Here is an 18908-nt window from a genome sequence, read left to right as displayed (position 1 = left end):
AGCCTCAGAACGCCCGGAACTCCCCGTCCGCGGTGCCGTTCGCGCGCCGCCTTCCAGTGCCCGCGGGCAGCTCCTTCACGACGGCCGCCGGCCTCCCCGCGGCCGGGAGCGGCGCTGCCGCGAAGGGCCGCGGCGCAGCCCCACCGCCCGACCCCGCGACCTGGAAGAACCCGATCACCGCCTGCAGGGCCTCCACCTGCGCGGACATCTGCTCCGCGGTCGAGCTGAGCTCCTCGGCGGCACCGGCGTTCCGCTGCGTCACGTCGTCGACGGCGCTCATCGCCTTCGAGACCTGGGCCACGCCCGTCGACTGCTCGCGCGACGCCGCCGATACCTCCTGCACGAGATCGGCGGTCTTCCGGATCGACGGCACCAGCTCGACGAGGAGCTTCCCCGACCGCTCCGCCACCTGCATCGACGAGCCTGCCAGCTCGCCGATCTCCTTCGCGGAGCGCTGCGCGCGCTCCGCCAGCTTGCGGACCTCCGTCGCGACCACCGCGAAACCCTTCCCGTGCTCGCCGGCGCGGGCCGCCTCGATGGCTGCGTTCAGGGCGAGCAGGTTCGTCTGGTAGGCGATCTCCTCGACGATCGAGATCCGCTCGGCGATCGACCGCATCGCGCCCACCGACTGTGCCACGGCGTTCCCGCTCTCCTCCGCGGTGCGAGCCGCCTGCGCGGCGATGCCCTCGGTCTGCTGCGAGTTCGCCGCGTTCTGGGTGATCGACGCGTTCATCTCCTCGAGCGAGGCGGTCGTCTCCTCCACGCTCGCCGCCTGCTGGCCCGTACCCTGCGACAGCGCCTGGGCCGTGGCGGCCACCTGCACTGCCGCGGCGCGGAGCGAGTCTCCGCCGCTGCGCACGTCTCCGATCACCTGGCTCAGCCGCTCCACCATGTCCCGCATCGCCGCCTGGAGCTTGCCGGCCTCGTCACCCCGCGTCACCTGCACCCGCTCGCGGAGGTCGCCCTGCGCGACCTTCTCGGCGAGCGCGATCGCCTCGTGGAGGGGCTTGAGGATGGAGCCGCGCAGCAGGACCGCCGCCAGCGCCGCCAGCACGGTGCCCGCGATGGCGACGGCGAGGACGAGCGCGAGGGTGCGATCGGCGTCGGCCCGCGCGTCCGACTGGGCGCTCGCGACCTGCCGGGCGACGTGCTCCTGGAGCGCGAGCACCGGGTTCTCGACGGGCTGGACGAGGGTCGCGGCGCGCCGGCCGACCGCGTCGGCGTGCTCCGCGGCCGCGCGGACCGCGGGGTCGTCGGCGGCGAGCCCGGACTCGAGCAGCCGATCCCACTCCCGGTGCGCGTCCGCCAGCTCCAGCGCCGCCGTCTTCCACGCGCGCCAGGGCTCGGCGATCTGGCCGTGCAGGTCGCGCAGCGCCGGATCGAGCGGCAGCGCCTCGAACGCCGCCCGGCCCTCGTCCACCTTGGCGACGCCCTGTGCGATGTGATTCAGGAAGATCCCGCGGAGCGCCTTGCTCACGCCCGGGATCTTCACGCCGTTCATGCCGCGGGCGACCTGGCCGGTGCCCTCGATCGTCCGCGAGATCGCTCGCTGCGTCGCGAACTGCACCTGCGCGACGTCGTCGAGCCGCGCGACGACGCGCCGGACCCCCGCGTACGCGACGGCTCCGATCGCGATCAGCGCGACCACCATCGTCGCGGAGGAGAGGAGCAGCTTGCTTCCGATGGTGGTCCGCGCGTTCATGGGAGCCTCCTGGGGCGACCTCCGGCGCGAAGCATGATCCATTCCGCCGCACTCTCTGGAGCCACGACGCGCGGCGCCACGCAGGAGCCGGGCGAGATCTCCCGGCATTCCGCGCTCGCCGGCGCCTCCGAGGCGGGCGCGCCGCTCCGGCCCCCGCGCTGCGCTCGCCACCCGGGGGTCGTCCCGCACCCGAGCACACGATCACACGGTCATGGCTTTGGTCAGGCGAGCGCGGGACAACGCGCCGCCCGGCGGCACGAGCGTCTGCGGACATGCCGGAACTCTACTTGGGGTCCGGACCACGAGGGTCGGGGCTTCCCCACCACGCCCGTGACCTTCACGGCGTCGTCGCGTCCACGCCGACGCGGACAGGACCCATCCGCGTGGCAACGATCGGATCCACCTCCGCCGTTCTCCATGGCACGTCCGGCCACCAGCGCGTGAGCGGTGGCAGGGCGGCCGGCTCGATGCTCTGGCCCGGCCTCGGAACGGTCACCGTCACTCCCGCCTTCTCGGCCGCGACCAGGACCCGCTCCGCAGGCTCGGTCCAGCCATGGTAGGCGAGGTTGAAGAGCCCCCAGTGAACCGGCAGAAGCACCTCCGCCCGCACCATCTGGCTCGCGAGCACGGCCTGCTCCGGTCCCAGGTGCCAGTCCGGCCAGGCGCGGCCGTAGGCGCCCACCTCGATCATGGCCACGTCGAATGGGCCGAGGCGCGCGCCGATGTCGGCGAGGCCGGGGAAGAGCCCGGTATCGCCGGAGTAGTAGACGCGATGAGCCGGAGCGAGGAGGGCGAAGCCCGCCCAGAGCGTCCCGTTCCGCCCCGAGAACAGCGAGCGGCCCGAGGCGTGGCGCGCCGGCGTGGCGACGATCTCGAGATCGCCGAGCCTCGTGCGCTCCCACCAGTCGAGCTCGATGACGTTCGCTGCAGGCACGCCCCAGCGCTCGAGGTGTGCGCCCACGCCGAGCGGCACGACGAACGTGGTCTTCCAGCCCTTCATGGCCTGGAGGGTGCGCATGTCGAGGTGGTCGAAGTGGTCGTGCGAGATGACCACGGCGTCGATGGCCGGAACCTGCTCGAGCGGCAGGACCGGGGAGTGGAAGCGGTGTGGCCCCACCCAGGAGAACGGAGAAGCCCGCTCGCCCCAGACCGGGTCGACGAGCACACGGCGGCCGTCCAGCTCGACGAGCAGCGTGGAGTGTCCGAGCCAGGTGACGCGCAGCCCGGTCGCCGGCGGTCTCTGGAAGCTGCTCGCGTCCAGCGGCGCGGTGGGCACCGGGCCGCCCGGCCTCCGGTGCTCGCTCGCGCCGGCGAGGTCGCGCACCGCGCGCCACACGTCGTTCTGGAGCGGCTGCGGGTTCTCGAACCGCCCGTCCCTCCACTGCAGCGAGCGCTCCATGCGGGAGCGCCGCGCGCCGCCGGGCTTCGCGCCGAACGCGGAGCTGCCCGCGACGGCGCACGTCGTGACGGTGAGTGTCACCAGGCCTCCCATCCAGTATCGACCGCGCATCGCAGCTCAGGAGGGGAGCATGCGCATGACCCGCCGCAGGACGCCGTCGTAGGCCCGGTCCGGGAGGAGCGCGCGGGCGAGCAGGATCGGACGGGCGCCGGCACCGACCGCGTAGCGGGTGCGCGGCCGGCGCGCGGCGAGCGCGCGCACCACGGTGTCGGCCACCACGCGCGGCGGCGAGCCGGGGATCCCGGACGGCTTCAGCCCGTTCGCGACGCCCCGCGCCAGCTCCCGATACGCGCCCTCGCCCGAGGTCGCGAGGAGGGAGTCGCGGGCGATGCCGCCCCACTCGGTGGCGATGGCGCCCGGCTCGATGATGACGACGTGGATGCCGAAGGGTTCCACCTCCATCCGCAGCACATCCGACCAACCCTCGAGGGCGTGCTTCGTGGCGTGATACCAGCCGCCCATCGGCGTGAAGACCTTCCCGCCGATCGAGCTGACGTTGAAGACGTGGCCTCTGCCCTGCTTCCGCATCGCCGGCAGGACGAGCTGGGTCATGCGCGCCAGCCCGAAGAGGTTCACCTCGAACTGCCTGCGCGCCTCGGCGAGCGGAACGTCCTCGATGGCGCCGTAGGAACCGTAGCCGGCGTTGTTCACCAGCACGTCGAGCCGTCCCTCCTTCTCCAGGACCGTCGAGACGCAGGCCTCGATGGAGCGCTCGTCGGTGAGGTCGAGCGGGAGGGCCACGCCGCCACGCTCCGCGATCTGCGCCATGCGGTCGACGCGGCGTGCCGCTCCGTAGGCTCCGTAGCCGCGGTCGAGGAGCGCGAGCGCCACCTCGGTGCCGATGCCGGAGGATGCGCCAGTCACGAGTGCCACCTTGCGGGTCATGGTCGATCCCTCCCTGGGCCGGGGGCGATTCCGGATTGAGTACCGATGGTCTCTTATTAGGAGACCATCGGTTCTCTGTCAAGCGACGCCCCGCTCCGGGACGGCGCGAGGAGCAACCCTCAGCGGCTCCGTGGCCGACGAGGAGCCTCGCTTGTCACGGGACCATCGGTCCCATATGATCTGCGTCACGCCGTGGCGTCTCCGTCGCGGCGGAGCGCGCCGATGCCACGATTCCAGCGAGCCCGGAAGCCCGAGGAGAAGGAGGTCCGCCGCCGCGCCATCCTGCAGGCGGCTCGCGACCTGGCGCGGGAGGTCGGTCCCATCGAGATGGGGCTGAACGAGCTGGGGCGCCGGTCCGGCGTCTCCAAGCCCAACATCTACCGGTACTTCGAGAGCCGCGAGGAGATCCTGTTCCGGCTCTACTCCGCCGAGATCTCCGAGGTGGTCGGGGCCCTCGAGGCGCGGCTCCGCGCGGGACTCGACCTCCCCGCGGTCGCCGCCATCGTGGCGCAGGAGCACCTCTCCCGTCCTCTCCTCTGCCAGCTCGCCGGCATGGTGGCGGCCATCCTCGAGCACAACATGTCGGCCGACACGATCGCCTCGGTGAAGACCGAGCTGATCTCGATGCTCCCCCGGGCGGCTGCAGCGCTGCGCCGGTCGCTTCCGTGGCTGTCCGACGCCGACGCGGTGTTCGCGGTGCAGGCGATCGAGCTGCAGCTCGCCGCGCTCTGGCCGTCGGCCAACCCGTCGCGCGCCGCGCGCGAGGTGCTCTCCCGCCCGGAGTTCGCGTCCATGTGTACGGACGCGGGGCGCGACTTCCCGCGCTTCATCGAGGTCTTGCTGGCCGGGCTGCGGGCGAGTGACTCAGTCACCGGACCCCCGAGCCGACCCGTGGCGGCTCGGGGGTCCGGTCCTCGCGCGCCGCCGGCACGCAGCGCGCGCAGGATCTAGAACAGGAACCGCGCGCCCACGCTGATGCCCTCCGGGTTCGCACCGTTCTTCACGGAGAAGCCCTTCGAGGCGAAGCGGTAGGCGGCGTTCCTGTCGTTCACGATCGTCGTGTAGAACGCGTAGAGGTTGAAGTCCTTCGCCGGGTAGAACTGGTAGCCGGCCGTGTAGTAGTACGCGCCCGTGTCCTTGTTGCTGGCGAGGGCGTTGCCCTTCGCGTCTTGCGCGAGACCGAACGACGCGAGGAGCTGGTGCTGGTCCCCGCCGAGCCCCTGCGTGAGACCGATGAAGTAGGCGTCGCGGCGGAGCTCGAGGCCGGCGTCGTTCTTGGCGTCGATCCGCTCGAAGACGACGCCGAGCTCGGTGTGCGTCACGTCGAGCGAGAAGCCCGCGCCGGCGCGGAGCGCGCGATCCTTTCCCGGCCCACCCAGGAGCGACCCGCCGCACTGAGCGGCGGCCTGGCTGTCCACGCCGATGCAGTCCTTGCGCTCCTCCCAGGCCACGGACAGGTAGATCGGGCCCTCGTACGTGGCCGCGGCGGAGAGGACGTGCGGGTTGAGCGTGGCGGTGCGGCTCTCGTTCCCGACGTAGCCGACCTTGGCGCTCAGGCCGTAGAAGGTGGGCGTCCAGTACTGGACCCCGTTCCCGAGCCGCGCGTCGAAGTAGTTGTCCGAGGTGTCGGCCGCCGACGTGATCTGGCCGAGGATGTTCTGGTAGCTGCCGATCCCGGTGATGTCCTGCGGGTCGAGACGCGAGGTGCTCCGCTTGTAGGGCGAGTCCCAGCGGCCGACCATCAGCTGGCCGAGGGGCGATTTGAGGCCGACGCCGGTGTTGCGGCCGCTGTCGAATGGCGAGTGCGCCGTGACGCCGTCGAGGGCGAACTGCGTCTCGAGCTGGGCGAAGCCCTTGAAGCCAGCGCCGAGGTCGAGGTCCGCCGCGAAGCGCAGGTACGAGGCGAAGTTCGTCACCCGGTTGCGCTGGGTGACGTCGGACGCGGCGCCCGCCGTCGCGCCCGTGGCGGAGACGCGCTCGTAGCCGCCCCAGAACCGGCCGCCGAGCGACACGGTCGCCTTCTTGCCGATGCGCACCACGTTCGGCGTGGAGGCCTTGGGCTTCACGTCCGCGCCCGGCACCCCCGGCTCGGCCTGCGGCGGCGCCGGGACCGGCTGGGCGGTGGGCGCGGGCGGCGCGCTCGCGGGCGGCGGCGCGTTCGCGGGCGGGGCGAGCGGGGGCGGGGCGGGCTGGGTTTCCTGGGCTCGCGCCGCGAGGGCCAGGAGTGCCGCGGTGATCGCTGCGAGGGTGCGGATCATGGGGCTCCTTGTTTGCCGCCGGCGTGAAATGGGTCCGGCGGAGGGTGTGGCGGCCGAGCCGCGAACGGCGGGAGCGCGGCTCGGCCGACTCTCGTGCGCATCGTGCGACGGTGATCCTTTCGCGCGCCTTTCGCGCGAAGGGCGAGCTTCAGGCGAGCGCCGCCTGCAGCTCCTTCCCCCGGCGGAAGCGCGACAGGATCGAGGGCAGCGCGAGGAAGAGGACCGTCCCGAGGAGGAGCGAGAGCGAGATCGGCTTCGTGAAGAAGATCCCGTGGCTCCCCCGCGAGATGATGAGCGACTGGCGGTAGGCCGACTCCATCCGGCCGCCCAGGATCAGCCCGAGGATGAGCGGCTCGATGGGCCACCCGTGGCGGCGCATGTAGTAGCCGAGGAGGCCCGCGGCGCCCGTCAGCAGGAGATCCACGTCGCTCCCGGAGAGCGACCAGACGCCGACGGCGGAGATGACGAGCACGATCGGCATCAGGAAGCGGGCGGGCACCGCCATGACCTTCGCGAACAGGTTCACGAGGGGCCAGTTGAGGAACAGCAGGATCGCGTTCCCCACGTACATGCTCGCGATGAGCGCCCACAGCATCGCGCCGTGCTTCTCGAACATGAGCGGGCCGGGCGTGATGTCGAGCATCATGAGCGCGCCGAGCATCACCGCGGTGGCGCCGCCGCCCGGGATGCCGAGCGTGAGGAGCGGGATCAGCGATGCGCCGCTCGCGGCGTTGTTGGCCGACTCGGGGTTCGCGACGCCGCGGATGTCCCCCGTCCCGAGCTTCTCGGGGTTCTTCGCCAGGCGCTTCTCGAGGTTGTACGCCAGGAAGGTCGAGAGGGTCGCGCCGGCGCCGGGGAGCATCCCGACGAGGAACCCGAAGAACGTCCCGCGGCAGATCGACGGCAGGCTGTACTTGAACTCCTCCCAGTTGACCCACACGCGCCCGGACTTGACGAGCTCGGTCCGCGTCCCGGCCCAGACCTCCCTCGCGGTCATGACGATCTCGGAGAGCGCGAAGATGCCGATGGCGACGACGACGAAGTCCACGCCGTCCTGGAGGAATGGGTTGCCGAACGTGAAGCGCGGCGCCCCGGACACGAGGTCGATCCCCACCGTCGCGATCATGAGGCCGAGCGCGGTGGTGACGATCGCCTTCCCGACGTTGCCGCCGGTGAGGCTCGCCACCGTCGCGAGGCCGAACAGCATCAGCGAGAAGAACTCCGGCGGCCCGAACTTCAGCGCGAGCGACGCGATGGGCTGGCCCACGACGGTGAGGACCAGGACGGCGAAGGTGCCCGCGATGAAGGAGCCGATGGCGGCGATGGCGAGCGCGGGCCCGGCGCGCCCCTGCAGCGCCATCTTGTGACCGTCGAGGGTCGTGACGACGGACGCCGACTCGCCCGGGATGTTCACCAGGATCGACGTCGTCGAGCCGCCGTACATGGACCCGTAGTAGACGGACGTCAGCATGATCATCGCGCTGACCGGGGACATGGTGAAGACGAGCGGGATGAGGATCGCGATCGTCGCGGTGGGGCCGAGCCCGGGGAGGACGCCGATGAGCGTCCCGACGAGGCTGCCGACGAGCGCGATGGCGAGGTTCAGCGGCTGCAGCGCGACCGCGAAGCCGTTCAGGAGGTGCTGGAGCATGGGGTCCTCACTTCACCAGTCGTTCGAGGAGGCCGAGCGGGAGCCGGACGCCGAGGCCCTTGCCGAAGCCGAGGTACAGGACGGCGGTCGTCGCGAGCGCGATCCCGATCCCGACCGGCCACCGCCGCTCGCCGAGCAGCGCGAAGAGCGCCACGAGGGAGACGGCGGTCGCGATCGGGAAGCCCACCGCGGGCATGAGGGCGAGGTAGGCGAGGACCACCGCCCACATGGCGTAGAAGCGCCCGTGCGTGGCGAACAGCCCGCCGACCGTCGGGGCGGGAGCCGGCCGCGTCGGCTCCGCGTCCACGGCCGGGGCGGGCGCCGGCGGCACGGGCTCCGCCTCCTCGACGGCCGCGAGCCGTCCACCGCCGGTGACGAGCCGCCAGAACCCGGCCGCCGCGAACACGAGGCCCACGAGCGTCGGGAAGGCGGTCGGGCCGGGCACGCCCGGCATCTGGAACAGGGACGGGATCCGCTGCGTCTCCACCAGGTAACCGAGCGCGACCAGGCAGATCACGAGTCCCTCGACGCGCGCGCGCGTCACGACCTTCATTGCGCTCACCATCGTTGCCTCCACGTGGCGGTTCGCCGGGCCCGGCGGCCGATCACTTCTGGAACCCGAGCTCCTTGAGGAGCGCCTCGTAGCGGGCCTGCTCGTCCTTCACGAACTGCTTGAACTCGTCGCCGTAGCGCTGCGTCGGCTCCCAGGCGAGCTTCTCGCGCTCCGCGTTCCACTCCGGCGTCGAGGTCATCTTCTGGAGGGCGCGGGACCAGAACGCGACCGCCTCCGGGGAGGCGCCGGGGGCCATGTAGACGCCGCGCCAGATCGGGAAGCTCACCTTGACGCCCTGCTCGTAGGTCGTCGGCAGGTCCTTGAACTTGCTGGAGCGCTTGTCGCTCATCAGCCCGAGGCAGCGGATCTTCCCGGCCTCGAGCTGGGGCGCGGCCTCGGCGAGATCGATGGCGGCGGCGTCCGCGTGCCCGCCGAGCAGCGCGGTGATGGCCTCGCCGCCGCCCTGGAACGGCACGTACACCAGCTTGGTCGGGTCGACGCCGACGGCCTTCGCGAGGAGGGCGAGCTTGATGTGGTCGAGGCTTCCCGGGGCGGAGCCGCCCGCGAACGACACGGAGGACGGGTTCGCCCTCAGCGCCGCGACGAGATCGCCAAGCGTCTTGAGCTTCGAGTCGGCGTTCACGAAGAACCCGCCATACTCGGCGGCGATCTGGGCGAGCGGGATGACGTCGCCGTAGCCGTGGGGCGTCCGCTTCATCGCCATCGTGAAGGTGAGGGAGTTCGAGGCGGCGACGATGACTCCGCCGTCGCCCTTGCGCTTCGCGATGACGTTCGCGATGGCGACCGCGCCGCTGCCGCCCGGCATGTTCGTCACGTACATCGGGGTCTTGATGGCGCCGGTCTTCTGCAGCACGCCCGACGTGACGCGGCAGATGGTGTCCCATCCGCCGCCCGGGTTCGCAGGGGCGATGCACTCGGCCTTGTCCGGCTCCCAGGCGCGGGCCGGCGAGGCGCCCGCCGCGAGGGCGAGCGCCGCGGCGGCGGCGAGCGGCAGGCGAGCGCGGTACGTCGGGAAGAGGTCCTTCGAGAGGCGACGCATGGTCGGTTCCTTTCGCGCGAGGGACTTCGTGCAGCGACGCGCGAGAGGCTACGACCCCGATCCTTTCGCCGCGCTTTCGTCGCGCCGCGAGGCGGAGCCCCGGTCCGGACCTGCCGACCTCAGGGTGCGACGGCGGCGGCGCGCCAGCGGCGCAGGAACTCGAGCTGCTTGAGCCGATCCACGTGGACGAGCAGCGACGGGCCGACGTGGATCGGCTTCAGCCGCGCCCCGAGCGTGCGGGCCAGGGCGGCGGCGGTGGCCTCACCCTCGACGTCGGTCCGGATCGAGAAGAGGGAGCAGCGGTTCGCGAGGACGTCCTGGCCGCGCGCAGAGAGCAGGTAGTCGAGGAAGACCTTCGCGGCGTTCGGGTGCTGCGCAGTCCTCGGGATGAGAGCGATGCGCGACGTCGCGAGGACGTAGTCGCTGGGGTACACCAGCGCGAGCCGCGGCGCGGTCCGCCGCGCGCCGAGCACGTATGATCCGTTCACGTTCACGGCGAGCAGGTCCCGGCCCGAGAGGACGCCGTCGATCATGGCGCCCGACGTTTCGACGAGCGTGATCCCGGCGCGGCGGTACGCGCGGAGGGTGCCCTCGAAGCCGGGATCGAGGCGGCTGTCCTGGGTGAGCAGGAGGTACCCGAACGCGCTGCGCTCCGGGTCGTACGTCGCGACCCGGCCCCGCCACCGCGGCGGCTCCGCGTCGAGGAGCCTCACGAGATCGGCGTGCGAGCGCGGGACCTCCGCCGCCGGGAGCCGCGCCGCGTCGTACGCGAAGACGATCGGCTCGAGGGTCGTCGCGAACGCCTCGTTCCTCCACACCGCCCACGCCGGGAGGTTGACGGTCTCCGGGCTCTCGTAGGCCATCGCGAAACCGTCGTTCGCGAGCTGGATCTGGAGGTCCATCGCGGAGCTCCAGAGGACGTCGCCGACGCCGCGGCGCGCGGCGGCCTCCGCGAGCGCCCGGCCGTGGATCTCGCGGGCGGGGATGTCGTGGTACTCGACGGTGATCGCGGGGTGCAGCTCCGCGAAGTCCGCCAGCAGCGGGGTGACCAGCGATCGATCGGTGGCGGAGTAGACGACCACCCTCCCCTCGCGGTGGGCCGCGACGATCACCCGCGCCGCGGTCCTCGGCTGCTCTGGCGGCGCGGCCCGGACGTGGGCGGCGGCGAGCAGCGCGACGAGCGCGGCGGCGGCGCGGGGCGCGGGACCGATCCGGCGGATCATTTCGGCGTATGATGCCACGCGGACACAGCGCCCGGCCACGCGGCATGCGCCTCCTCGTCGTCGAAGACAACGTCGCCCTGAGCCATGCGATCGCGGACGCCCTCCGCGCGAAGGGCTATGCCGTGGACCGCGTGGAGTCCGGCGACGACGCCGACACCGCGCTCCGGACGCAGCCGTATGACCTGGTGATCCTGGACCTGTGCCTGCCCGACCTCGACGGCCTCGAGGTGCTGCGGCGGCTGCGGGCGCGCAAGTCCCGGGTACCGGTCCTCGTCCTCACCTCGCGCGACGCCCTGGAGGATCGCGTGCAGGGGCTGAACCTCGGCGCGGACGACTACCTCGGAAAGCCGTTCGCGCTCGCCGAGCTCGAGGCCCGCGCCGGGGCGCTGATCCGCCGCGGCGTGGGCGGAGAGGCGGCCGTCATCGTGCACGGCCGGCTCGCGCTCGACACGGCCGCGCGCGTCGCGCGCATCGACGGCGAGGCCGTGGATCTGCCCCGGCGCGAGCTGAACCTGCTCGAGGTGTTGCTCGTGCACCGCGGCCGCGTGGTCGCGAAGCAGGCGCTGCTGGAGAAGCTGTTCGACGGCGACGAGGAGCCGGGCCTGAACGCCGTCGAGATCTACGTCCACCGCCTCAGGAAGAAGCTCGAGCCCGCCGGAGTGCGCGTCCGGACCGTGCGCGGGCTGGGATACCTGCTGGAGAATCCGTGACCGGCCGGTCGCTCCGGTCCCAGCTCCTCCTCTGGCTGCTCATCCCGCTCGGCGCCCTGTGGGCGGTCGACGCCGCGTGGACGTTCTTCACCGTCCGTTCCATCGTGAACGCAGCGTACGATCGCTCGCTCTACGCGTCGGTGCTGGCGATCTCGGAGCGCGTGACGCTCTCCGAAAACGCCACGCCCGTCGTGGACATCCCGCCGGTCGCCCTGGAGGTGCTCGACACCGCGACGCAGGAGCGGATCTTCTATCGAGTCGGGTACCGGATCGGCGACGGCCGGGAGGTCTTCCTGACCGGGTACCCGGATCTCCCCGCGCCGCCGAGCGCGGCGCCCGGCGGCGCGCCGGTCTACTACGACGGCGAGTACCGAAACGAGCCGGTCCGCATCTCGGCGCTCGAGACGCGGTACCCGACCAACCCTCCCGTCGTCGTACGCGCGCAGGTGGCCGAGACGGTCGGCGGGCGCGGGAGCCGCACCCAGGACCTCGTCCTGCGCGAGCTCCTCACGCAGATGACGCTCATCCTGCTCGCGACCGGGATCACGGGGTTCGGCGTCTGGCGCGGGCTCCGGCCCCTCCGGCACGTGAGCCGGGATGTCTCCAGCCGCTCGGCCTCCGATCTGACGCCGGTGGCTCCCCAGGACGTGCCGGACGAGGTGTCGCCGCTCGTCTTCGCGGTGAACGAGCTGATGAGCCGCCTCCGCAGCACCCTCGAGGCGCAGCGGAGATTCATCGCGGACGCCTCGCACCAGCTGCGCACCCCGCTCGCCGTGATCCAGGCGAAGGCCGAGCTCGTGCTGCGCGAGGAGGATCCCACCGCGCTCGTGAGGGCGGCGGCCGACCTCTACGAGCACTCGAAGGCCACGACACACCTCGCGACGCAGCTCCTCTCCCTCGCGCGCACCGACCCGGAGCAGGCCGGCCAGCCCCGCGTCCTCGACCTGCACGAGCTCGCGGGCGAGGCGTGCGCCGCGCTCGTGCCGGACGCGTTCGCGCGCGGGGTGGACCTCGGGTTCGACGGCGACGGGCCGGCGCGCATCCTGGGGCGCGACGTCCTCCTCCGGGAGGCGCTCGTGAACCTCGTGCAGAACGTGATCCGGCACGGCGCGCGCCCGGGGAACGCCACGGTGAGCGTCGCCGCGACCGAGCGGGGCGAGATCGTCCTCGCGGTGGAGGACGACGGCCCGGGGATCCCGGAGGCCGAGCGCAGGCGGGTGCTGGAGCGCTTCTACCGGATCCCCGGCACGCGGGAGAGCGGCGCCGGCCTCGGGCTGGCGATCGTGAGCCAGATCGCGGAGGCGCACGGCGCGACCCTCCACCTGCTCGACGGCGCGGGAGGGCGGGGCCTGCGCGTCGAGCTGCGCTTCCCGCCGGCCGCGTGAAAGCGTCCCGACAGGATCGCGCGTGCATCGTGCCGGCATCGGGCGCCTCGGGCCCGGTGGGCCTCCCCGAGGATCGCGGCTTCTCGCGGAGAGGATCGCATGCGCGGCACCCTCGGGTACTTCAGGAACTCGCTCGTCTTCACGGCCGCGGGGCTCGCCGTCGCCGCGCTCGTGGGCTGGTACTACCACCGGACCGCGGCCGGCGTGGCGGGCACCCTCTTCATCGTGGCCGTGCTCGGCGTCCTCGAGACCTCGCTGTCGTTCGACAACGCGGTGGTGAACGCGACCGTGCTGCGGGACATGTCGCCGGTCTGGCGGAGGCGGTTCCTCACCTGGGGCATCGCCATCGCGGTGTTCGGGATGCGGATCCTGTTCCCGCTCGCTGTCGTGAGCGCGGCGGGCGCGGATCGGGCCGGTCGAAGCGCTCCGGCTCGCCGCGCTCCGGCCCGCGGAGTACGCGCGGATCCTCGCGAGCGCCCACGCGATGCTCGGCGCCTTCGGGGGCGCGTTCCTGGGAATGGTCTGCCTCCGGTACTTCTTCGACGCGGAGAAGGACGTCCACTGGATCGGCGTGGTGGAGCGCCGGCTCGCGCGGCTCGGCAAGACCGAGGCGATCGACCTCGGCCTCGTGCTGATCACGCTCCTGATCGTCTCGCGGCTCCTCCCCGCTCACCACGGCCCGGCGTTCCTCGCGGCCGGCGCCCTCGGGCTCGTCACCTTCATCGCCGTCGACGCCATCGGGGCGGCGATGGAGGTCTCCCCGGAGCACATGCACGACGTGCATCGGGCGAGCGCGGCGAGCTTCCTCTACCTCGAGGTCCTCGACGCGAGCTTCAGCTTCGACGGCGTCATCGGCGCCTTCGCCCTCACGAACAACCTCTTCGTGATCGCCGTCGGCCTCGGCATCGGCGCGATGTTCGTGCGGAGCCTCACGGTGATGCTCGTCGAGCGCGGCACGCTCGAGTCGTTCCGCTACCTCGAGCACGGCGCCTTCTGGGCGATCGGCGCGCTCGCGACCCTGATGGTGGCGGGAACCCTGGTGGACGTCCCCGAGGCGGTGACCGGGCTCGTCGGTGCGCTGCTCATCGGGCTCTCGGTCTGGTCCTCCGTCCGGGACCGCGCGCGAAAAAGCGCCGAGCGCGAAGGCGCGCCGGCCGCGCCGGTCCAGCCGCAGTGACGGCGGCACCGCCGGTGTCGCGAGCGCTGGCGTGTCCGAAAACCCGTTGCTACGACCGACCTCGCCCCTGTAGCGTGGCCGTTCACATGCGGTCCGGGCGCCGTGGAGCGGAGGTCCGCTCCCATTGCCCACTGGCAGAGGGGGATCGACGCATGCGGCGAGCTTGGACGCTGGGCGTGGCGATGGGCCTGGGCGCGGTCGTGGCGTGTGGCGGGTCGTCCACGCCGAGCACGACGGTCACGGGATCGCGCCTCGTCACTTACTGGAAGGACGACGGATCGGTGGTCGCCCAGCCGCCCCCGGATCTCGCCCAGACCGCGGTGTCCGCGCTGGTGCAGGAGGGCGCTGGCTGGCGCGAGGCGCCCGGCACGATCGCGGCCGACGGCACCTTCACCATCCCCGACGTGGGGACCGGGAATTACACGCTGCGCGTCGTGCTGCCGAACACCCCGCCGCGCTACTACCCGGAGTCGTCGCGGCACATCGATCTCGGGACGGATCTGGTCGGGCGTCCGACGCGGCCCCTCGCGACCCAGAGCACGCTCGTCACGTTCTCGCTGTCGAACCTCGAGCCCTGGGCGACCGGCGACGGGCTGACGCTGATCTCGACCGGCGCCCGCCTCAACACGAGCGTCCCGGCTGCCCCGATCGCAGGCGCGACCTCGGTCGAGTACGCCCTGGACTTCCTGAACCGCCCGCTCCCGGAGGCCGGCGACCAGGGCTGGGTGCTGCAGACCACGCACCTCGTGGCCGGCCCGCGCGCGGTGCCCTGCACGGCGGTCGTCCGCAGCGCGGCGGTCGCCACGAGCGCGTCGCTGCCGGACGGCGGCTCCGTCACCCTGCCGCTCGCGCTCTCGACAGCGCCGCAGGCCACGGTGACGGCCGACGTCCGGCGATCGCAGTTCGCCGCGCTCCTCCCGGAGCTCGCGCCCGGCGGGACCGCCACGATCAGCGCCTTCAACGTCGCCGTCCGCGCGGTGCCCCGCGACTTCTCGGTGTACTACGCCCCCTTCTACGCCTCGCTGCTCACCGCCAGCCTGCCGGCGGGCACGGACGACGTCGACCTGGGCACCGTCTCGTACGCCCGGCCGTTCCCGACGTGGTTCACCGAGGTCCGGGCGGTGGAGTGGCTGGTCACGATGCAGATCCCCGCCGCGCTCGGCGCCTCGGCCGGGTCGATCACCTTCCAGGCGAGCCGCATCGAGCGGCTCGCCGGCGCGCCGTCGGTCATCGTGCCCACGCTCGGCCCGGCGCGGCAGCCGCGCATCGCCGGCCTCGACGCGCTCCAGGCGCAGGCGGGCGTGGGGCTCACGCCGACGCTCTCCTGGTCGCGCCCGGCGCTCGGCGCGGCGAGCCGGTACAGCGTCACCGTCTGGGAGCTCGGGGGCAGCGTGCCCGTCTCGCGAGGCTCGCTCGTGGTGACGGGGACCTCGGTCGTCCTGCCACCGGCGCTCCTCGAGCCGGGCAAGGTGTACTTCGCCGGGATCACGGCCGTGTCGGAGCCGGGCTGGGACCCGGCGGCGCCGTATCGCTACGCCGCTCCCCGGGAGCTGGTCCCGTTCGTCACCGCGCCGTTCAGCCCGTGAGGCGAACGAACCGGGCCGCGCGTCGTACTATCCTCGCAGTGGCCGATCGCCTCGACCGCCCGACAAGGAGCCGCCTCGTGACCTCGAACCCCGCCCTCGCGCTCGCCGTCCTCCTCGCCGCCTCGTCCGCCGCCGCCGCCCGGGCCGGAGAGGACGCGGCGGCTCCCGCCGCTCGCCCGGTCGCGCGCGATCTGGACGCCGCCGACCGCCTCGCGAAGTGCTCCGCCGCGTACGTGACGCAGTACCGGATCATGGAGGCGGCCGGGAAGAAGCTGGACAAGCTCGCCGCAGCGTCGGAGCGGTTCTACGACGCGGCGATCGCCCGGTCCGACGAGAACCACACGAAGGCGCGGTTCACGGTGCACTACAAGGCGTACCTCGCGCTGAACGCCGAGGTCACGAAGGCGGCGAAGGCCACGCCGGAGGATGCGCCGGCGGCCGCCGCGAAGTTCACCGCCACGCTGAACGCGGACTTCGACGCGTGCGACGCGCTCGAGAAGAAGCTCGAGCCGGCGCGCAAGGACTGAGCCATGTTCCGGTCGATGATCTTCGCCGCGGCGACGATCCTCGTCGTCGCCGGCACCGTCGCGCGCGCCGAGGACCGGTCGCCGGTCGAGCCGCTCGGCGCGCTCGTGGGCACATGGGACGCGGAGGGCGGCGGCACGCCCGGGCAGGGCGCCGGGACCGTCGCGTTCACGCGGGAGGTCGGCGGCCACGCCGTCGTTCGCCGGAACGCCGTCACGTACCCGGCGACGGATGGGCGGCCTGCCTCGACCCACGAGGACCTCCTCGTCCTCCACGCCGAGGGCACCGCGCTGAAGGGCCTCTACGTCGACGGGGAGGGCCACGTCATCCACTACGCCGCCGCGCCGGGGGCGGCGCCGGGCACGCTGGTCCTCCTGAGCGAGCCTGGCCCCGGGCCGCGGTTCCGGCTCACGCACGACTGGCGGACGGCGGGGGAGCTCCGGATCGTCTTCGAGATCGCGCCACCCGGCTCCCAGAGGTTCAAGGTGTACGCGGAGGGGCGCGCGACGCGGCGGCGCGGTCCCTGACCCGGCCACGGCTCGACGAAGCACCTCCGCCGCGCAGCGCTACCGCAGGCCCCGGCAGGCGAGGTGCGCGACGCGCGGCCTCCCTCCGCTCGTGGGTCACTCTCTTCCCGCGAGCAGGTTGCGGCGCGCGTCGCTCCCGGACACAAGACTCGCCGGAACAGGAGGGCTCGACATGCGGGACCATGCGCGGAGCCTCGTGCGGCTCGGGATGACCTTGTTCCTGGTCGGCCTCCTGACGGGGCTCGCGATCCAGCCGATGGTCAACCCGCGGGCGGGGCTGGCCGCCCATCTCGAGGGCGTGCTGAACGGGATCTTCGTCATCGTGGTCGGGCTGGCCTGGAAGGAGCTCGGCCTCGGGGAGCGGGCCGCGCGCATCACCTTCGCGCTGCTCGTGTTCGGGACCTGGGCGAACTGGGCCACCACCACCGCCATCGGGATCCTCGGCACCTCGAAGGCGACCCCGATCGCCGGCGCCGGGCACTCCGGGACGCCGCTCGCCGAGAACGCGGTGCTCGCGATGCTGGCGCTCGTGACGGTGGCGATGGTGGCGGCCTGCGGAACCATGGCGTTCCGGCTGTGGCGGCGGTGACGCGGGCGGGACTTTTCCGGGCACGCCGTGCGTTGCGAAGGAGGCGACGCGGTGGCAGCATCGCCCGCGCCCGGATCCCCGCGGCGACGAACGGCCGGCGGGCAGGAAGCCCCCGGGCCTCCGCCGCGGGGCGATCCGCTCCAGGAGCTTCACGAAATGCACCCGTTCTCCCCGGCCCAGCTGGTCGGGTACCTCGCCCTCGTCCTCGGTGTCACCGCCTTCCTCCAGCGCGACGACCGCCGGCTGAAGCTCCTGGTGTCGGCCGAGTCGTTCGTCTACGTCGTGCACTTCGCGCTCCTCGGCCGCCCGCCCGCGGCGTCGAGCGCGGCGGTGTCAGCGGTGCGGACGCTGGTCGCGGTGCGGTACCGGTCGGCGTGGCTCGCCGTGGCGAGCGTCGCCGTCAACGCGGTGCTCGCCCTCGCGCTCTCGACGCACGGCGCCGGGTGGCTCCCGGTGATCGGGTCCTGCCTGGGAGCCGTCGCGGTCTTCACGCTCGAGGGCGTCCCGATGCGGCTCGTCCTGCTCACGAGCACCGCGATGTGGCTCGCGAACAACGTCGTGAGCCGCTCCGTCGGCGGCACGATCCTCGAGTCGCTCATCGCGGCCACGAGCATCTCGACGATCATCCGCATGACCCTCGCGCCGGACGCGGTGAACGGCGAAGGCGCGACTTCGAAGCCCGAAGGCGTCGCCCTGTAGCGAGCGCTCTCCCCCCGGTCTCCCGATCGACGTTCCCGCACCCGGGCACGCCCCCGGAAGACGTGCCGCCGTCCATGGCGCCGCCTTAGACCAGGGCTCACTCTCGAGCCTGGAGCGCGCGATGGATCTGCACCTGTCCGGGAAGGTCGCGGTGGTCACCGGCGCGAGCAAGGGCATCGGGCTCGCGATCACGCAAGCGCTCGCGAGCGAGGGCGTGTCCGTCGCCGCCGGTGCGCGCCGCGCGACGGGCGAGCTCTCGGAGCTCGCCGCCGCCTCGAAGGTCCACCCCGTCGCGGTGGATCTGAGCACGCCGGACGGCCCCGCGCGGCTCGTGGACGAGGCGGTCTCCACCTTCGGCGGCCTGGACATCCTCGTGAACAACGCGGGCGCGGTCCGTCCCCGGCTCGGCGGGTTCGCGTCGATCACCGAGGAGGACTGGGCCACGACGATGGCGATCAACTTCTTCGCCGCCGTCCGCACCACGCGGGCCGCGCTGCCCCACCTCCTCCGCCGCGGAGCGGCCACCATCGTCACGGTGAGCTCCGTGAACGCGTTCCTGCCCGACCCACTCGTCCTCGACTACTGCGCCGCCAAGGCCGCGCTGACGAACTTCTTCAAGTCGCTCTCCAAGGAGGTCGGCCCCCGCGGCATTCGCGTGAACACGGTCAGCCCCGGCCCCGTCTCGACCGCCCTGTGGCTCGGCGACGAGGGCGTGGCCGCGACCGTCGCCCGGGCGAGCGGCGGCGAGGCCGACACGGTCGCGAAGCAGGCCGCCAGCGGCTCCGTGACCGGCCGGTTCACCCGGCCGCAGGAGGTCGCCGATCTCGTCGTGCTGCTCGCGAGCGACCGCGCCGGCAACGTGACCGGCTCCGACTTCGTGATCGACGGCGGGCTCGTCACGACGCTGTGAGCGGCCGGG

19 protein-coding genes and 1 pseudogene are annotated in these 18908 nt (G+C 72.7%); 10 read left to right on the top strand and 10 right to left on the bottom strand.

Annotated features, from left to right (window positions below):
• Nucleotides 1-4: 4 nt before the first annotated feature.
• The 3 genes from AMOR_RS16005 to AMOR_RS15995 form a co-directional block, all read right to left on the bottom strand.
• Nucleotides 5-1702, bottom strand: coding sequence for a methyl-accepting chemotaxis protein (locus AMOR_RS16005; protein WP_248352558.1), 1698 nt, complete (start codon nucleotides 1700-1702; stop codon nucleotides 5-7).
• A gap of 337 nt (nucleotides 1703-2039) precedes the next feature.
• Complete coding sequence (locus AMOR_RS16000) at nucleotides 2040-3194, bottom strand: MBL fold metallo-hydrolase (RefSeq protein ID WP_248362531.1); 1155 nt, start codon at nucleotides 3192-3194, stop codon at nucleotides 2040-2042.
• Nucleotides 3195-3218: 24 nt separating this feature from the next.
• Nucleotides 3219-4046 carry an oxidoreductase gene (locus AMOR_RS15995; RefSeq protein ID WP_248352557.1) on the bottom strand — a complete coding sequence of 276 codons (828 nt, stop codon included), beginning with the start codon at nucleotides 4044-4046 and terminating at the stop codon, nucleotides 3219-3221.
• A gap of 222 nt (nucleotides 4047-4268) precedes the next feature.
• Between AMOR_RS15995 and AMOR_RS15990 the strand changes: the two genes are divergently transcribed.
• Nucleotides 4269-4997, top strand: coding sequence for a TetR/AcrR family transcriptional regulator (locus tag AMOR_RS15990; protein ID WP_248352556.1), 729 nt, complete (start codon nucleotides 4269-4271; stop codon nucleotides 4995-4997).
• Here the strand turns inward: AMOR_RS15990 and AMOR_RS15985 are convergent.
• From AMOR_RS15985 to AMOR_RS15965, 5 genes are all read right to left on the bottom strand, one after another.
• The gene (locus tag AMOR_RS15985) at nucleotides 4994-6304 is read right to left on the bottom strand and encodes a porin (RefSeq protein ID WP_248352555.1); all 1311 of its coding nucleotides are present in this window, start codon (nucleotides 6302-6304) and stop codon (nucleotides 4994-4996) included. The genes AMOR_RS15990 and AMOR_RS15985 overlap by 4 nt on opposite strands.
• A gap of 148 nt (nucleotides 6305-6452) precedes the next feature.
• Entirely contained in the window at nucleotides 6453-7955 is a 1503-nt protein-coding gene (locus AMOR_RS15980) for a tripartite tricarboxylate transporter permease (RefSeq protein WP_248352554.1), read from the bottom strand.
• Nucleotides 7956-7962: 7 nt separating this feature from the next.
• Nucleotides 7963-8520 (bottom strand): tripartite tricarboxylate transporter TctB family protein, encoded by a 558-nt coding sequence (locus AMOR_RS15975; RefSeq protein WP_248352553.1) that lies wholly within the window; start codon nucleotides 8518-8520, stop codon nucleotides 7963-7965.
• A gap of 40 nt (nucleotides 8521-8560) precedes the next feature.
• Nucleotides 8561-9568 (bottom strand): Bug family tripartite tricarboxylate transporter substrate binding protein, encoded by a 1008-nt coding sequence (locus AMOR_RS15970; RefSeq protein WP_248352552.1) that lies wholly within the window; start codon nucleotides 9566-9568, stop codon nucleotides 8561-8563.
• 119 nt (nucleotides 9569-9687) lie between these two features.
• Nucleotides 9688-10791: an ABC transporter substrate-binding protein gene (locus tag AMOR_RS15965; protein WP_248352551.1), complete on the bottom strand. Its 1104-nt coding sequence runs from the start codon at nucleotides 10789-10791 to the stop codon at nucleotides 9688-9690.
• Between the two features lie 44 nt (nucleotides 10792-10835).
• Between AMOR_RS15965 and AMOR_RS15960 the strand changes: the two genes are divergently transcribed.
• The 4 genes and pseudogenes from AMOR_RS15960 (at nucleotide 10836) to AMOR_RS15945 (ending at nucleotide 14063) form a co-directional block, all read left to right on the top strand.
• The gene (locus AMOR_RS15960; protein WP_248352550.1) at nucleotides 10836-11501 is read left to right on the top strand and encodes a response regulator; all 666 of its coding nucleotides are present in this window, start codon (nucleotides 10836-10838) and stop codon (nucleotides 11499-11501) included.
• A complete protein-coding gene (locus AMOR_RS15955; protein ID WP_248352549.1) occupies nucleotides 11498-12886 on the top strand; it encodes a sensor histidine kinase in 1389 nt (462 codons plus the stop codon). Before AMOR_RS15960 ends, AMOR_RS15955 begins: the two co-directional genes overlap by 4 nt.
• Before the next feature lie 99 nt (nucleotides 12887-12985).
• A pseudogene (locus AMOR_RS29855) lies at nucleotides 12986-13225 on the top strand (DUF475 domain-containing protein); the annotation flags it as partial.
• A 67-nt stretch (nucleotides 13226-13292) separates the two neighbouring features.
• Complete coding sequence (locus AMOR_RS15945) at nucleotides 13293-14063, top strand: DUF475 domain-containing protein (RefSeq protein ID WP_256468134.1); 771 nt, start codon at nucleotides 13293-13295, stop codon at nucleotides 14061-14063.
• A 460-nt stretch (nucleotides 14064-14523) separates the two neighbouring features.
• Here the strand turns inward: AMOR_RS15945 and AMOR_RS29850 are convergent, their stop codons facing one another.
• Both AMOR_RS29850 and AMOR_RS29845 read right to left on the bottom strand, forming a co-directional pair.
• On the bottom strand, nucleotides 14524-15024 hold the full coding sequence (locus AMOR_RS29850; protein WP_404800900.1) for a hypothetical protein: 501 nt from the start codon (nucleotides 15022-15024) through the stop codon (nucleotides 14524-14526).
• A gap of 51 nt (nucleotides 15025-15075) precedes the next feature.
• Complete coding sequence (locus AMOR_RS29845; protein WP_404800899.1) at nucleotides 15076-15552, bottom strand: hypothetical protein; 477 nt, start codon at nucleotides 15550-15552, stop codon at nucleotides 15076-15078.
• Nucleotides 15553-15726: 174 nt separating this feature from the next.
• On the opposite strand from AMOR_RS29845, the gene AMOR_RS15935 reads away from it, so the two are divergent.
• The 5 genes from AMOR_RS15935 to AMOR_RS15915 all read left to right on the top strand — a co-directional run bounded on the left by AMOR_RS15935 (nucleotide 15727) and on the right by AMOR_RS15915 (nucleotide 18899).
• The gene (locus tag AMOR_RS15935) at nucleotides 15727-16176 is read left to right on the top strand and encodes a hypothetical protein (protein WP_248352547.1); all 450 of its coding nucleotides are present in this window, start codon (nucleotides 15727-15729) and stop codon (nucleotides 16174-16176) included.
• 3 nt (nucleotides 16177-16179) lie between these two features.
• The gene (locus tag AMOR_RS15930) at nucleotides 16180-16701 is read left to right on the top strand and encodes a hypothetical protein (protein ID WP_248352546.1); all 522 of its coding nucleotides are present in this window, start codon (nucleotides 16180-16182) and stop codon (nucleotides 16699-16701) included.
• A gap of 172 nt (nucleotides 16702-16873) precedes the next feature.
• The gene (locus tag AMOR_RS15925; protein WP_248352545.1) at nucleotides 16874-17290 is read left to right on the top strand and encodes a hypothetical protein; all 417 of its coding nucleotides are present in this window, start codon (nucleotides 16874-16876) and stop codon (nucleotides 17288-17290) included.
• A gap of 156 nt (nucleotides 17291-17446) precedes the next feature.
• Entirely contained in the window at nucleotides 17447-17989 is a 543-nt protein-coding gene (locus AMOR_RS15920) for a YgjV family protein (protein WP_248352544.1), read from the top strand.
• Between the two features lie 121 nt (nucleotides 17990-18110).
• Nucleotides 18111-18899, top strand: a complete 789-nt coding sequence (locus tag AMOR_RS15915; RefSeq protein ID WP_248352543.1) for an oxidoreductase — start codon at nucleotides 18111-18113, stop codon at nucleotides 18897-18899.
• Nucleotides 18900-18908: the final 9 nt, after the last annotated feature.

The sequence above is a fragment of the Anaeromyxobacter oryzae genome, assembly GCF_023169945.1.
GTDB classification, from domain to species: domain Bacteria; phylum Myxococcota; class Myxococcia; order Myxococcales; family Anaeromyxobacteraceae; genus Anaeromyxobacter; species Anaeromyxobacter oryzae.
This window is presented reverse-complemented; position numbering and strand designations above follow the sequence as displayed.

Coding starts and splice junctions, on each gene's coding strand:
- AMOR_RS15925 (WP_248352545.1), top strand. CDS start 16,874: ATGCGGGACCATGCGCGGAGCCTCGTGCGGCTCGGGATGACCTTGTTC.
- AMOR_RS16000 (WP_248362531.1), bottom strand. CDS start 3,194: ATGGGAGGCCTGGTGACACTCACCGTCACGACGTGCGCCGTCGCGGGC.
- AMOR_RS15995 (WP_248352557.1), bottom strand. CDS start 4,046: ATGACCCGCAAGGTGGCACTCGTGACTGGCGCATCCTCCGGCATCGGC.
- AMOR_RS15915 (WP_248352543.1), top strand. CDS start 18,111: ATGGATCTGCACCTGTCCGGGAAGGTCGCGGTGGTCACCGGCGCGAGC.
- AMOR_RS15930 (WP_248352546.1), top strand. CDS start 16,180: ATGTTCCGGTCGATGATCTTCGCCGCGGCGACGATCCTCGTCGTCGCC.
- AMOR_RS15920 (WP_248352544.1), top strand. CDS start 17,447: ATGCACCCGTTCTCCCCGGCCCAGCTGGTCGGGTACCTCGCCCTCGTC.
- AMOR_RS15985 (WP_248352555.1), bottom strand. CDS start 6,304: ATGATCCGCACCCTCGCAGCGATCACCGCGGCACTCCTGGCCCTCGCG.
- AMOR_RS15990 (WP_248352556.1), top strand. CDS start 4,269: ATGCCACGATTCCAGCGAGCCCGGAAGCCCGAGGAGAAGGAGGTCCGC.
- AMOR_RS15970 (WP_248352552.1), bottom strand. CDS start 9,568: ATGCGTCGCCTCTCGAAGGACCTCTTCCCGACGTACCGCGCTCGCCTG.
- AMOR_RS16005 (WP_248352558.1), bottom strand. CDS start 1,702: ATGAACGCGCGGACCACCATCGGAAGCAAGCTGCTCCTCTCCTCCGCG.
- AMOR_RS15965 (WP_248352551.1), bottom strand. CDS start 10,791: ATGATCCGCCGGATCGGTCCCGCGCCCCGCGCCGCCGCCGCGCTCGTC.
- AMOR_RS15960 (WP_248352550.1), top strand. CDS start 10,836: ATGCGCCTCCTCGTCGTCGAAGACAACGTCGCCCTGAGCCATGCGATC.
- AMOR_RS15980 (WP_248352554.1), bottom strand. CDS start 7,955: ATGCTCCAGCACCTCCTGAACGGCTTCGCGGTCGCGCTGCAGCCGCTG.
- AMOR_RS15975 (WP_248352553.1), bottom strand. CDS start 8,520: ATGGTGAGCGCAATGAAGGTCGTGACGCGCGCGCGCGTCGAGGGACTC.